The 11942-nt window shown below is 65.0% G+C and carries 14 protein-coding genes; 11 read left to right on the top strand and 3 right to left on the bottom strand.

The genetic code is table 11. The features are described 5' to 3' along the window. Window positions 1–98 precede the first annotated feature (98 nt). The 7 genes from ABUA28_RS01235 (at window position 99) to ABUA28_RS01205 (ending at window position 6504) form a co-directional block, all read left to right on the top strand. Window positions 99–983, top strand: coding sequence for an amidohydrolase family protein (locus tag ABUA28_RS01235; protein WP_349902008.1), 885 nt, complete (start codon window positions 99–101; stop codon window positions 981–983). A 144-nt stretch (window positions 984–1127) separates the two neighbouring features. Continuing rightward, window positions 1128–2462 (top strand): ABC transporter substrate-binding protein, encoded by a 1335-nt coding sequence (locus ABUA28_RS01230; protein WP_349902006.1) that lies wholly within the window; start codon window positions 1128–1130, stop codon window positions 2460–2462. 131 nt (window positions 2463–2593) lie between these two features. Further along, the gene (locus ABUA28_RS01225; RefSeq protein ID WP_349902004.1) at window positions 2594–3562 is read left to right on the top strand and encodes a carbohydrate ABC transporter permease; all 969 of its coding nucleotides are present in this window, start codon (window positions 2594–2596) and stop codon (window positions 3560–3562) included. Then, window positions 3562–4515 (top strand): carbohydrate ABC transporter permease, encoded by a 954-nt coding sequence (locus tag ABUA28_RS01220; RefSeq protein WP_349902002.1) that lies wholly within the window; start codon window positions 3562–3564, stop codon window positions 4513–4515. Before ABUA28_RS01225 ends, ABUA28_RS01220 begins: the two co-directional genes overlap by 1 nt. 38 nt (window positions 4516–4553) lie before the next feature. Continuing rightward, on the top strand, window positions 4554–5408 hold the full coding sequence (locus ABUA28_RS01215) for a fumarylacetoacetate hydrolase family protein (protein ID WP_349902000.1): 855 nt from the start codon (window positions 4554–4556) through the stop codon (window positions 5406–5408). Next, window positions 5405–6172, top strand: a complete 768-nt coding sequence (locus tag ABUA28_RS01210; RefSeq protein ID WP_349901998.1) for an SDR family NAD(P)-dependent oxidoreductase — start codon at window positions 5405–5407, stop codon at window positions 6170–6172. The genes ABUA28_RS01215 and ABUA28_RS01210 overlap by 4 nt, the downstream gene beginning before the upstream one ends. Window positions 6173–6180: 8 nt before the next feature. Continuing rightward, entirely contained in the window at window positions 6181–6504 is a 324-nt protein-coding gene (locus ABUA28_RS01205) for an L-rhamnose mutarotase (RefSeq protein WP_349901996.1), read from the top strand. 35 nt (window positions 6505–6539) lie between these two features. Here ABUA28_RS01205 and ABUA28_RS01200 read toward each other — a convergent pair whose 3' ends face one another. Continuing rightward, window positions 6540–7703 (bottom strand): FAD-dependent oxidoreductase, encoded by a 1164-nt coding sequence (locus tag ABUA28_RS01200; RefSeq protein WP_349901994.1) that lies wholly within the window; start codon window positions 7701–7703, stop codon window positions 6540–6542. 113 nt (window positions 7704–7816) lie between these two features. On the opposite strand from ABUA28_RS01200, the gene ABUA28_RS01195 reads away from it, so the two are divergent. Further along, window positions 7817–8542: a TetR/AcrR family transcriptional regulator gene (locus ABUA28_RS01195; protein ID WP_349901993.1), complete on the top strand. Its 726-nt coding sequence runs from the start codon at window positions 7817–7819 to the stop codon at window positions 8540–8542. Window positions 8543–8554: 12 nt separating this feature from the next. Here ABUA28_RS01195 and ABUA28_RS01190 read toward each other — a convergent pair whose 3' ends face one another. Both ABUA28_RS01190 and ABUA28_RS01185 read right to left on the bottom strand, forming a co-directional pair. Then, window positions 8555–8797 carry a hypothetical protein gene (locus ABUA28_RS01190; protein ID WP_349901991.1) on the bottom strand — a complete coding sequence of 81 codons (243 nt, stop codon included), beginning with the start codon at window positions 8795–8797 and terminating at the stop codon, window positions 8555–8557. 5 nt (window positions 8798–8802) lie between these two features. Further along, complete coding sequence (locus tag ABUA28_RS01185) at window positions 8803–9636, bottom strand: class I SAM-dependent methyltransferase (RefSeq protein ID WP_349901989.1); 834 nt, start codon at window positions 9634–9636, stop codon at window positions 8803–8805. Window positions 9637–9803: 167 nt separating this feature from the next. Between ABUA28_RS01185 and ABUA28_RS01180 the strand changes: the two genes are divergently transcribed. The 3 genes from ABUA28_RS01180 to ABUA28_RS01170 all read left to right on the top strand — a co-directional run bounded on the left by ABUA28_RS01180 (window position 9804) and on the right by ABUA28_RS01170 (window position 11937). Then, window positions 9804–10136 carry an ArsR/SmtB family transcription factor gene (locus ABUA28_RS01180; RefSeq protein ID WP_349901987.1) on the top strand — a complete coding sequence of 111 codons (333 nt, stop codon included), beginning with the start codon at window positions 9804–9806 and terminating at the stop codon, window positions 10134–10136. 82 nt (window positions 10137–10218) lie between these two features. Next, entirely contained in the window at window positions 10219–10704 is a 486-nt protein-coding gene (locus tag ABUA28_RS01175; RefSeq protein WP_349901985.1) for an SRPBCC family protein, read from the top strand. Window positions 10705–10728: 24 nt separating this feature from the next. Continuing rightward, window positions 10729–11937, top strand: coding sequence for a low temperature requirement protein A (locus ABUA28_RS01170; protein WP_349901983.1), 1209 nt, complete (start codon window positions 10729–10731; stop codon window positions 11935–11937). The last annotated feature ends 5 nt before the right edge of the window (window positions 11938–11942 follow it).

Genomic DNA, 11942 nt, shown 5'->3' with positions numbered 1-11942 from the left:
CTTATCTGTACTAACCTGCGACAGGAATGGGCAATACATCCGATGAAATCGGCCCGACTCATTGACGAGTCCCCCCCATGCAAGTTACGGAATACGCAATGAACACAGTAATTGATGCTCACCAGCACGTGTGGGACCTCTCGCGCTCGCGTTACGACTGGCTCGATTCGGAACTCGCGCCCCTCGACCGCACGATCGAGATCGATGAGCTGCTGCCGTCGCTGCGTCGCGCAGGCGTCGACGGCACCGTGATGGTGCAGTCAGCGGACACCTACGAAGACACCGAGCTCATGCTGGAGGTCGCCGCCGCGCACTCTGTCGTGGTTGCGGTGGTCGCCTACGTTCCGCTCGATCGCCCGGCCGAGGTTGCCGGGCGAATCGGCACACTGCGCGGCAGCGACCTGGTTGTCGGGGTGAGGAACCTCATACATACGATGCCGGATCCGCAGTGGCTGCTCCGGCCGGAGGTCGACGAGAGCCTTGGCCTGCTGGCGGATGCCGGGCTCACCTTCGACCTGGTATCGGAACTGCCGGAGCACCTCGCGCTTGTTCCTCGACTGGTCGAGCGGCATCCGGAGCTCAGGATCGTCATCGACCACCTGTCCAAGCCGCCGATCGGGCTGGACGTTCCGGAGCCGTGGTGGTCGCTCATCCGAGACGCCGCGTCAAGCCCGACGGTCTACGCGAAGGTGAGCGGCCTGTACTCCGCGACGGGCAACCTCGGATCGTGGACGACGGACTCCGTGCGTCCCTTCCTCCACCGCGCGATCGAGGTCTTCGGAGCGTCGAGACTCATGTACGGCGGTGACTGGCCGATTTCGATTCGGGCGGGTGGGTACGACCGGGTCTGGGACGGCCTGCACGAGCTCGTGAGCGAACTGCCCGCCGCCGACCAGCGGCGGATCTGGTCAGAATCCGCGGTCGATTTCTATGGCATTGCGCCATCCCGCATCACGCGCGCAATCGCCGCAGCGAGCGAATAATCTAATCACTTGCCGCTTTTAGGCGGCTAATATTACGAATCCGGGTCAAATACGGGGTTTTGTGATGAATTCATCTGATCTATAGTACTGTGTGCAGATCCCCAATGGCGTGTTCCTTGCGCCGAAACCAATCAAGGAGTGTCAATGAAGACGAGAAAGTTATTGTCGGTGACGACGGCAATGGCAGCCATTGCCATGGTCGGAATCGCGATGTCCGGCTGTTCGGCGGGCGGAGGAGGGGCGAAAGCCTCCGGTGTCGCGCAGACGGATTCCGGCGGGGCGATCACCGTCTGGGTAGACGCCCCCCGCGTGCCCGCGGCAGATGCCTTCAAGAAGGCCCACCCTGACATCAAGATCAACATCGTCCAGATCGACAGCACCGTTGGTGCGACGACGACCCAGCAGCATTTCGCGCAGTTCGACGCAGCGAAGAAGGGATGGCCGGACGCCATCTTCTTCCCCTCGAACGATGACATCGCCTGGGCGGCCAAGACCGGCTACACGGCAGACATGAGCAAGGAGACCCCCGACCTCGTCGCGGGCTACACCAAGCCCGTCCTTGCGCAGTGCCTCATCGACGGCAAGTACCAGTGCCTGCGCAACGACGCAGCGCCAGACGTGTTCTGGTACAACGCCGTGCTGTTCAAGCAGTGGGGTTACACCGTGCCGACCACGTGGGCTGAGTACGAATCGCTCGCGGTCAAGATCGCTCAGGATCACCCCGGGTACATCAGTGGGTTCACCGGCGACGCCTACGCGCCCAACCGCTACCTCTGGGCATCCGACTGCCCGACGAACGACCAGGTGAACGCGACCACGGTTCACATCAACCTGCAGGACCCCAACTGCAAGAGGGCCGAGAGCATGCTCTCCACTCTTGTCGGCGCCAAGGCAGTGTCGACCGATGGCATCTTCGATGCGGACGCGACCAAGGTCGGCCAGAAGCTCGTCATGAGCCCCGGTGCCGCGTGGTGGGGCAACTATCTGTTCGAGCAGACCTGGAAGCTGCCGAAGGGCAGCATGCAGGCCGCTTCCGGGCTGTCCTGGCCCGGATCCGACAAGGCGCAGATGGGTGACGAAGGTGGCGGGCTGTGGGGCATGTCGTCCCACATCACGGGCAAGGAGCTCGCGAACGCCAAGATCTTCATGAAGTTCGTCTCAAGCGACTCGGCCTGGCAGGTCGACCTGAGCACCGGCCTGCCGGCGTTCACCGCCCAGCAGGAGCCCTGGCTCAAGAAGCAGGCGTCGGATGACTTCTACTACGACACCGCGGCGACCCTCGCGACGTTCGTCCCGGCCATCGCGACCGTGCCGACCGATTACGCCTACCTGCTGTATGACACCGGTGGGGAATGGACCTCGACCATCGCCAAGGACCTCGCGTCGGGCAAGGACTTCGCCACGGCGTGGTCCAACTTCGACACCGACCTCAACGCCAAGGCAAAAGCCGCTGGCTACACTGTGGTCACTTCGAAATAGTCAGGTCCAAGAGAAATCTCCTGGAGTGCGGGCCGGCTCAGAACCTGAGCCGGCCCTGCACCGCCTCCGCACCGTCTTCGTCGTCTCTCTGACCCGGCCGGTGGCATCCGCTCCCCATTAGGAACCAGTTCATGACATCTTCCACCACCGCGGTTCGCGTGAAGCAGAGAACCGCCTCACCGGCGGCACGTATGCTGTCGAAGTCGACTCGCCACAAAGAGGCTCGGGGCGCCTGGGTGCTCCTCGGGCCATACCTGGTGCTGCTGCTGGTCGGAGGCGTCATTCCGATCGCCTACGCCCTCTACATCAGCTTCCAGCAGAGCCCCACGCTTCTCGAACCGGGCAAGACGGGGTTCGGTGGTTTCCAGGCCTACGTCACTGCCATCACGGACTTCAGGTTCGCCCGATCCTTCGGCGACATCTTCTCGGTGCTGATCATCTGGATGCCCATCATGATCATCGCGATCGTCGGCCTTGCGCTGCTCGTGCACGCGAGCCCCGGGCGCTTCGGCAGCATCATGCGCTTCATCTACTACATCCCGGGTGCCCTCGGCGGTGTCGCCAACCTCATGCTCTGGGTGTACCTGCTCAATCCCTCCCAGTCTCCCCTTTCCGGCATCCTCAACGGGATGGGATACACGACGATCAAGCAGGTGATCGCGCCGGACGCCAACCTCTTCGTCATCCTCGCGGCGATGCTCCTTCTGCAGGGTCTCGGCCAGTGGATCGTGACGGTCAATGGCGGACTCAACAGCATCGACGACGAGATTCTCGAGGCGGCGAGCCTCGACGGCGCGAACGCCTGGCAGCTGGCCTGGCGGGTGAAGATCCCGATGATCAAGCAGTGGATCGGATACGCCGCCCTCCTCAACCTCGCCTACGGATTCCAGCTCTTCCTCGAGCCATACCTGCTGAACCAGGTTGCTTCAGGAGCGCTGCGTTCGGAGTTTGCGCCCACCCAACTCGGCTATTGGTTCGCGTTCGTGGGCAACAACTTCCCGGCGGCCGCGGCCATGAGCATCATCATCGTCATCATCACACTCGGCATTGGACTCGTTGTCGTGTTTCGAAGCGGCCTGTTCAGCATGGAGGACAACTGATGTCGGAGGTTGCTACCCGTGGGCGCGGGCTCTCGCAGCGCACCGGCGCCGTGCGGCGGTGGGATGCGGGGCGCATTGCCCGAGTGGCCTTCATGTCGTTCATTGCGCTCGCGTTCCTGTATCCGCTGGTCGGGTTCTTCGTGGTCGCTCTCCGCAGCGACGCCAGTGTTGCCGATGGCACCGGGGGTTTTCTCGGCCTGGGAGGAATCTCCTGGGCGGGCATCCAGCACAGTTGGGACCAGATCATCTCCTACGGCGGGGCAGATACGCCGCACGTCTATGCGACCTGGATCGGCAACACCCTGTTCGTGGCGATCTGCGGGGGAATCCTTGCACTCCTCGCGGCCGTGCCGTCCGGCTACGCGCTGGCGCGCCTGCGTTTCCGGGGCAAGCGGCTCGTTCTGATCATCACGCTGCTGGCGATGGTCATGCCGAACACCGTGCTCGTGATTCCGCTGTTCCTCGAGGTGAACGCGGTCGGTGCCGTCGGGCAGCTGTGGCCGGTCGCGGTGATCATGGGATTCTTCCCGTTTGGCGTCTACCTCTCCTATATCCATTTCCGAACCGCCATGCCCTACGAGCTCGTCGAGGCGGCCCGCGTGGATGGGCTGGGCGAGATCGCGATCTTCGTCCAGATCGCGCTGCCCATCTCCAAGCAGGCCGTGGCCCTGGTGGCGTTCTTCTCGTTCGTCGCGAACTGGACCAACTTCTTCCTGCCGCTCGCCCTGCTGACCTCGAGCTTCGGCACGCAGACGATCTCGGTCGGCATCCAGAGCCTGATCAGTTCCAGCCCGCTGTTCAACCCGACCACGGCCGCGGGGCTCTCGGTGAAGCTGTACATGCCTGAGCTCGCGCTCGCGACGGCCATCTCCACGATCCCTCTGCTGATCGTGTTCATCGTTGCTCAGAGGTTCCTGATCCGCGGGCAGACGCTGGGAGCGGTGAAGGGTTAGCTCGTGTCTGAATACATAACTATCGATGGAGGCGCACAATGAGACTTGCACGACTGGGTGAACCGGGATCCGAGGCGCCGGTGGTGCAGCTGGATGGCCGCAGCTACGACCTCCGCACGCTCACCGACGACATCGACGGAGCCTTCTTCGAGCAGGGCGGCGTCGATGCCGTGCGTGCTGCCCTCGCGAGTGGCTCGCTGCCGGAGCTCCCTGCCGCCGCCGCCCTGCGCATCGGCGCGCCGGTGGCGAAGGCGGCGAAGATCATCTGCATCGGCCTGAACTACCGCGACCATGCGGAGGAGACGGGCGCCGCGATTCCCGCCGAGCCGGTGGTCTTCATGAAGGACCCCTCGACCATGATCGGGATCAACGACGACGTGCTCATCCCGCGCCGCTCGGTGAAGACGGACTGGGAGGTGGAGCTCGCCGTGGTGATCGGCCTGACTGCCCGCTATCTCGATTCTCCTGCTGATGCCCCCGCTCACATCGCGGGCTACGCGCTCTCACACGATGTCTCGGAGCGTGAGTTCCAGCTCGAACGAGGCGGGCAGTGGGACAAGGGCAAGAGTTGCGAGACCTTCAACCCGATTGGTCCATACCTCGCGACCGCGGATGAGCTGGGTGACGTGCAGTCCCTGCGGATGAGGCTGTGGGTCAACGACATCCTTCGCCAGGACGGGTCGACCTCGACCATGATCTTCGACGTGAACCACCTGGTCTGGTACCTGAGCCAGTTCATGGTGTTGCGTGCGGGCGATATCGTCAGTACGGGAACGCCCGCTGGTGTCGCGCTCGGACAGCCGGACCCGAAACCCTATCTGCGGGCCGGTGATGTCGTCAGGCTCGAGATCGAGGGGCTTGGATCGGGAAGTCAGGAGCTGAAGCAGGCATGAGCGACACGGGAGTCTTCGCAGGAACGGTCGCGATCGTGACCGGTGGTTCGTCGGGGATCGGGCTGGCCACGGCCCAGACCCTGTCCGCTGCCGGAGCGAGAGTTGCAGTGCTCGACCTTCGAGTCGAGGGGCTGCCGGACCCGCTCACCGGATTTGTGGCGGACGTCTCGGACCGGGCATCCGTGAACGCGGCCGTCGCGGCCGTCGCAGAGCGCTTTGGTGGCATCGACATCGTGATCAACAACGCGGGAATCAGCGCGATCGGCACGGTCGAGGAGAACGATGATGCGGAGTGGGCTCACGTGCTCGACGTCAATGTCGTCGGCATGGCCAGGGTCACGGCTGCCGCGCTTCCGTGGCTGCGGAAGTCGTCCTGCGCGTCGGTCGTCAACGTGTGCTCGATCGCGGCACTCAACGGACTGCCCCAGCGCGCGCTCTACGGTGCATCGAAAGGGGCCGTCCTCGCGCTGACGTTGTCGATGGCGACCGACCACGTTGCCGAAGGGGTCCGGGTCAACTGCGTGAGCCCCGGCACCGTGTCCACGCCTTTCGTGGACCGCATGCTGGCGAAGTTCGACGATCCCGTCGCGGAGCGCGCCGCCCTGGATGCCCGACAGGCGACCGGCAGGATGGTCACTCCAGAGGAGGTCGCCGGTGCCATCGCGTACCTGGCGAGTCCGCTTTCGGCCTCGACCACGGGCACGGCACTCGAGGTCGACGGCGGCGTGCACAATCTTCGCGTCCGCCCGGCGACACGGAGCTAGGCGCCGCAGTGATTCGCCTCGCCTCGGTGATCGGGCTTCCCGACGAAAACGTCGAGGAGTACGAACGGCTTCATGCGAGCGTGTGGCCGGAAGTGCTCGAACGGCTGCGACTCAGCCATATGACGAACTACTCGATCTTTCGGGCGGACGGGCTGCTGTTCTCCTACCTCGAGTACGTCGGTGACGATCTGGACGCGGACAACGCGGCCATCGCGGCGGATGAGGCGACCAAGCGGTGGTGGGCCCTGTGCGAACCCCTCCAGCGGCCACTTGAGGGGCGTGCGCCGGGGGAGTGGTGGAAGGCGATTCCCGAAGTCTTTCACCTCGACTGAGTGCCGCATCGACAGGCTGGTGGGCCGGCTTCCGCTCACGCCGTGACGCGTCGGAACGGTGAGACCAGCGTCTTGACGACGTGCATGCGGTGGAAGAAGCTCACCATTTTCCGCGGCGAGTCGGGCGCGAACATCATGGTGAGTCCACGCGCGGATGCGCTGGCCGATTTCGCCGAGCGCCGGAACATCCTCTCCTCGTAGCGCGCGATGGCCTCCGTGAGGTCGTCGTTCGTGACGATCGACCTGGCGAGATCCGCCCCGTCTATCAGTGCAAGGTTTGCACCCTCGCCGGCGAACGGTGACATGAGGTGCGCGGCGTCGCCGATGAGAGTCACACCGGCGGTGTGCTCCCACCTGTGGCCGGTCGGCAGCGCGTAGATCGGTCGGGGAGATATTCCGTCATCGCTGTCGCGGATGAGATCGGTGAGCGCGCCGCTCCAGTCCCAGAATTCGCGCAGGAGCATCGCGCGCACTGCGGCCGAATCCGTCCAATCGACACCGCATGAGACGACCCAGTCTTCTGCGACGCGCAGACCAATACCGAGCGTGATCTCATCACCGCCATGGCCGCCGATGGACTTGTTGTCAGAGAGTGCAAAGAGACTTCCCTGCCCGATGAGGGCCAGCGCCTTCGCGTGTCTGTTATTTGCCTGGTCAATCCGAACCTCCATGACTGTGATGCCCGTATACGCGGGCCTCGTCGGCGTCAGGAACGGCCGAACCCTCGACCACGCTCCATCGGCTCCGATGACGATGTCTGCCCGTGCGCTGGTGCCGTCGGCGAAGCTCAGCTCGTGTCCCGGGCTGGAAGGGTGCACGGCCAATACCTTGGTGTTCCAGACAATGCTTCCGGGTTCGAGAGAGTCGACGAGAAGGCGGCGCAGGACGGTGCGGTCGATTTCCGGGCGTCCGCTGGCATCGTCGTCATGGTCGATGAAGACGCGGGCGCGCTTATCGAGAACGCGCATGGCTTCGCCTCCGGGGTGGGTATGACGCGCGAAATCGTCGTACAGTCCGGCCTCACGAAGAGCGATCTGGCCGGTATCGCTATGGATATCGAGTGAACCTCCCTGCATGCGGGCGTCGAGCGTGGCGTCGCGTTCGTACACGGTCACAGCGACGCCGTGCCGTTGCAGGACGCGCGCACAGACGAGGCCGCTGAGTCCGGCTCCGACAATCGCGACGAGGGGTGGTGTCATGTCTGGTTCCTTTTCCCGGGCCAAGTACCCCAGTGATGTACGGCGTACACTTCACGGTGGTGGACAGCGTACACGACAGGTACGCTGGGTGCAATCTCACAGAAACGGCGGCCATGTCAGAAGAACTACGCCCAGTGATCTGGGCCAGGCTTTCGAAGCAGGGTCGTGGTCCGGCGCGAACGCTGAGCTATGAGCGGATCACGGACGCCGCGATCGAGCTCGCTGACGAGGGCGGGCTCGAAGCGGTCTCGATGCGCAAGATTGCAACCATGCTTGAGCACAGTGCGATGTCTCTCTATCGCCACGTCGGGAGCAAGGACGACCTCACCGAACTCATGTATGACGCGGCTCTCGGTGAGCTGGAGCTCAGCCGCACTGGTGCCGAGGATTGGCGCGTGGCAGTGGCGCGACTGGCCCGAGACAACCGTCGGCTCTGGCATCGTCACCCCTGGATCAGCAAGCTCAGCCAGCGACCAACCCTTGGTCCAAATGCGAATCGAATGCTCGAGTACGCGCTGGCTGCTGTCGACGGGATCGGGTTGGATATGGACCAGATGTGGGACGTGGTCGCCACTGCCCTGCAATTTACCCACGGTTTCGTCGAGGAGGAGCTCGCGGAGGCGGAAGTACACAGACGTACCGGCATGGACATCGCAGCGTGGCAGGCTCACATGGCGCCCTTTCTGCGACAGCTGCTTGAGGGCGGAGCGCGGCCCTATCTGAGACGCTTCGTCACCGAAACCGAGGAGTCTCCCGACCAGGACGTCGTGTTCGAACGCCGCCTTGCGATGGTGCTCGACGGACTCGCGATCATGGTCGCCTCTCACCAGCGAACGTAATCAGCCGAGCAATCACCCGAGCGGGGGAAAGCGAGGTGCGCGCCGCGGCGGTGGGGGCGGGACCGCCCTGGTCGCGGTGACGTCGGCGAGCGGGATCGTCACGAGGCCGCGACGGGTCTCGACCACGCACTCGATGTCACTGCGCTCGCGAAGGTAGCCGACGGCATCCGTGTGGCCGCCCTCGATGCGACGGCGCACGGTCATCCGGGTGCCGAGCGGGGAAGTGCGGATGAGGTCGACCGGATCCAGCGCCACGATGCCTACGGCAGCCGAGCGGTCATGACGACAGCCCCGATGTTGTCGCGGTAGCGGCGGAACGTCGTCCACATGTCTGCGATTCGCGGGAGCACCGACGGATGCGCGAGGCAGCGCGCGGTGAACGCGGTCGAGCCCCAGAGGCCCTCGTCGGAGAGGAAGGTCGGGATGTCGAGCAGCAGCATCGGCCCGGTCTCCTCGTACTCGACCTCGAATCCGCCGTCCTCCAGCTGCCGCCGCCACTCGTCTGTCGTGAGCGGACGGGCGAGAACGTGCAACACCGTGGTGAGCGTCGTCTCGATCTCGTCCTTGGCCGATTCGGAGAGGGAGTTCGGGGTGAGCAGCAGTTCGTGGATGCCGTACCTGCCGCCCGGGCGCAGCAGGCGCGCGGCCTCGGCGACCGTGGCGATCTTGCGCTTGGCCGGCTCGAGGGTGAGCAGCGCCTCGCCGTAGACGACGCTCGCCGAGCCGCTGTCGAGACCCGTCTGGTGCACGGGCGCGACGATGCTCCTGTGCTCGGTGCTCGTCAAACCCGGCCTCGTCAGTACTTTCTGTACGCGCCCAGCTTCTGCCGCGCCTCGCTCGATCGCGGTGTAGGACCGCGGATGTGCGGCGAGCGTGCGCTCCGTGGTCACGCCGAGCCCCGGCCACAGGTCCACCACGTCGTCGTCCTGTCCGATCTTGAGGGCGTCGAGCATGTGCAGCGACGGCGTCAGGCCCCCAGGGCGCATGACCTTCTTGCCGAGGCGGGCGAGCATCCAGTGGGCGGGCATCCGGGCCAGCGGCACACCCTCGCCCAGCAGCGGGGCCGTGGCAGTGTCAGACAGGTCAACGCTCATACGCCTTAGCTTAGGCTGTCCTAACATTTCTGGCCAGACCTCGAGTCTCCTTCGTGAGATTCCAGTTGTGGGGGTCATCCGCGCGGAATGGCCCCCACAACTGGCATCTCACGAAATGCAAGGGGAGGGGTTGTGGGAGCGGGATGATGCTCGTAATATACAACCAAATGGTTGTAGAACGGTTGAGCGATGCCGAGGTCGATCGGATCTTCCACGCCCTCGCAGACAGCACCCGCCGTGACATCGTCACACGGGCGATCATGCGCGAGCAGTCGGTCACGGCACTCGCGCAGGCCTACGCAATGAGCTTCGCGGCGGTGCAGAAGCACGTCGCGGTGCTCGAGAGAGCAGCGCTCGTGACCAAGGAACGACGCGGACGACAGCAGATCGTGCGCGGAAATCTCGACACCATCCGGCGGGCCAGCGAACTGCTCGACCGGTACGAGCGGCTCTGGCGGGACCGCGTCGGCCGCATCGCCGACATCCTCAGCGAAGGCTGAAACACGGACACTGAAAATACGCACTGAAAATACGCACTGAAAATATGCACTGATGGGCACCACCCTGATGAAAGGAAAGACGATGACGACAATCACGAGCGAGAAGGATCTCGACGCACTCACCATGACCATGCGCGCCACCTTCGATGCGGGAGTGCCCCGGGTCTGGCAGATCTGGGAGGATCCGCGGCAGCTCGAACGCTGGTGGGGTCCACCGGAGTGGCCTGCGACCTTCGTCACACACGCACTCGAGCCCGGTGCGATGTCGCACTACTACATGACCGGTCCTGACGGCGAGAAGGGTCACGGCTGGTGGAAGATCACCGACGTCGACTCGCCGCACCATCTCGGCCTCGACGACGGATTCGCGGATGACGAGGGCAACCCCACAGGGGAGCTGGGCGCAGCGCACATCACGGTCACACTCGAGCCGCAGGGGGAGCAGACGCGGATGACGCTGCTCAACACCTTCGCGAGCCTCGAACAGCTCGAGCAGATGCTGCAGATGGGTATGGAAGAGGGTATGAAGCTCGCGATGGGCCAGATCGAGGCGATCCTCGCCGAGTGAGTCCCGCGGGTGGATGATGGTCGGATGACGACCGAGTCCGCCGCGTCCGAGACGGTGCCGACATCGGAGCCGACCCGACGCACGGCCGACTGGTACGAGTTGTTCTTCGACCTCGTCTTCGTCGTGGTCATCGCGATCTCCGCGGAGATCCTCGAGCGCGACACGAGCCCCGGCGCCGTGCTCGGCTTCCTGCTCCTGCTCTTTCCGCTGTGGTGGGCCTGGGTGAATCTCATGGTCACGAACAACCTCTTCGGTGCGCGCTTCGCGTCGATCGGGGCGCTCGTGATCGCGGCGATGCCCGGGCCCGCCGCCATGGCGATCGCGATCGCCGGCGGCATCGCGGAGCAGGCCTGGCTTTATGCGGCCGGGGCCATCTGGATTCGTCTCGTGCTGCTGGCGATGTGGCTTGTGTCGCGCGCGAGAGGCGCATCGTCCGCGCCGCTGTGGAGGCCTTTCGCCTACAACCTCGGAACGGCGGTGATCTGGCTGGTCTCGCTCGGCATCCCGCCGCCCTGGCAGTATCTCGTCTGGACGCTCGCCGTCGCGGCCGAGGTGCTGCTGCTCGCCGTGCGCAGCCGCTTCGCCTACGAGATCTACGAGCGGGCATCCGTGCCTCACGCGCTCGAGCGCGTCGGCCTGTTCATTGTGATCGTGATCGGGGAGGCGGTGTACCTCGCGATCACCGGTCTCACCGAGCATCCGAGTATCGGCGGAGGAGCGGCCGCACTCTGCGGCTTCCTGGTCTGCGCCCTGCTCGCGCGAACCTTTTTCCGCTGGGGCCTGCCGACCACCGAGGCGGGGCTCAGCGTCGCCCAGCGCGCACGCTCCTTCGGGGCAATGCGCGACGTGATCATGTACCTGCCGTTCTTTCTCGTGGCGGGCCTCACGCTCGTCGCGGCGTCCATCGGCATCGCCGTGCGGCATCCGGATGCTGCGCTCCCGCCGGGCGCGCGCGTGCTGCTGGCGTGTGGCGTGGCCGTGCTCTTCGTAGTCAACGCCGTCATCGGAGTGCGCCTCGGACGCCCGGTCGACGGCGTCATCGCGCTCGTCGTCCCCGGCGTCCTGCTGCCGGTTCTCGCCTGCCTTCTGAGCGGTGCGCTCGCGGCGTGGGCGACCCTCGGGCTCGTCGCGGTCGCGCTCGGCCTGCTCGAACTCGTCAACACGAAGCTCGGCGCGGGGGGGGCCCGGGGGCCCCCCCGCGCCCGCGGGGGGCCCGGCCGCCGCCAGGCGTGAAGCCG

The sequence above is a fragment of the Parafrigoribacterium humi genome, assembly GCF_040227205.1.
Taxonomy (GTDB): domain Bacteria; phylum Actinomycetota; class Actinomycetes; order Actinomycetales; family Microbacteriaceae; genus Parafrigoribacterium_A; species Parafrigoribacterium_A humi.
Note: the sequence above shows the minus strand (reverse complement) of the source record. Positions and strands in the feature narration are given on the sequence as shown.

Coding starts and splice junctions, on each gene's coding strand:
- ABUA28_RS01185 (WP_349901989.1), bottom strand. CDS start 9,636: ATGAGCGTTGACCTGTCTGACACTGCCACGGCCCCGCTGCTGGGCGAG.
- ABUA28_RS01220 (WP_349902002.1), top strand. CDS start 3,562: ATGTCGGAGGTTGCTACCCGTGGGCGCGGGCTCTCGCAGCGCACCGGC.
- ABUA28_RS01170 (WP_349901983.1), top strand. CDS start 10,729: ATGACGACCGAGTCCGCCGCGTCCGAGACGGTGCCGACATCGGAGCCG.
- ABUA28_RS01175 (WP_349901985.1), top strand. CDS start 10,219: ATGACGACAATCACGAGCGAGAAGGATCTCGACGCACTCACCATGACC.
- ABUA28_RS01235 (WP_349902008.1), top strand. CDS start 99: ATGAACACAGTAATTGATGCTCACCAGCACGTGTGGGACCTCTCGCGC.
- ABUA28_RS01210 (WP_349901998.1), top strand. CDS start 5,405: ATGAGCGACACGGGAGTCTTCGCAGGAACGGTCGCGATCGTGACCGGT.
- ABUA28_RS01225 (WP_349902004.1), top strand. CDS start 2,594: ATGACATCTTCCACCACCGCGGTTCGCGTGAAGCAGAGAACCGCCTCA.
- ABUA28_RS01180 (WP_349901987.1), top strand. CDS start 9,804: ATGGTTGTAGAACGGTTGAGCGATGCCGAGGTCGATCGGATCTTCCAC.
- ABUA28_RS01200 (WP_349901994.1), bottom strand. CDS start 7,703: ATGACACCACCCCTCGTCGCGATTGTCGGAGCCGGACTCAGCGGCCTC.
- ABUA28_RS01195 (WP_349901993.1), top strand. CDS start 7,817: ATGTCAGAAGAACTACGCCCAGTGATCTGGGCCAGGCTTTCGAAGCAG.
- ABUA28_RS01215 (WP_349902000.1), top strand. CDS start 4,554: ATGAGACTTGCACGACTGGGTGAACCGGGATCCGAGGCGCCGGTGGTG.
- ABUA28_RS01230 (WP_349902006.1), top strand. CDS start 1,128: ATGAAGACGAGAAAGTTATTGTCGGTGACGACGGCAATGGCAGCCATT.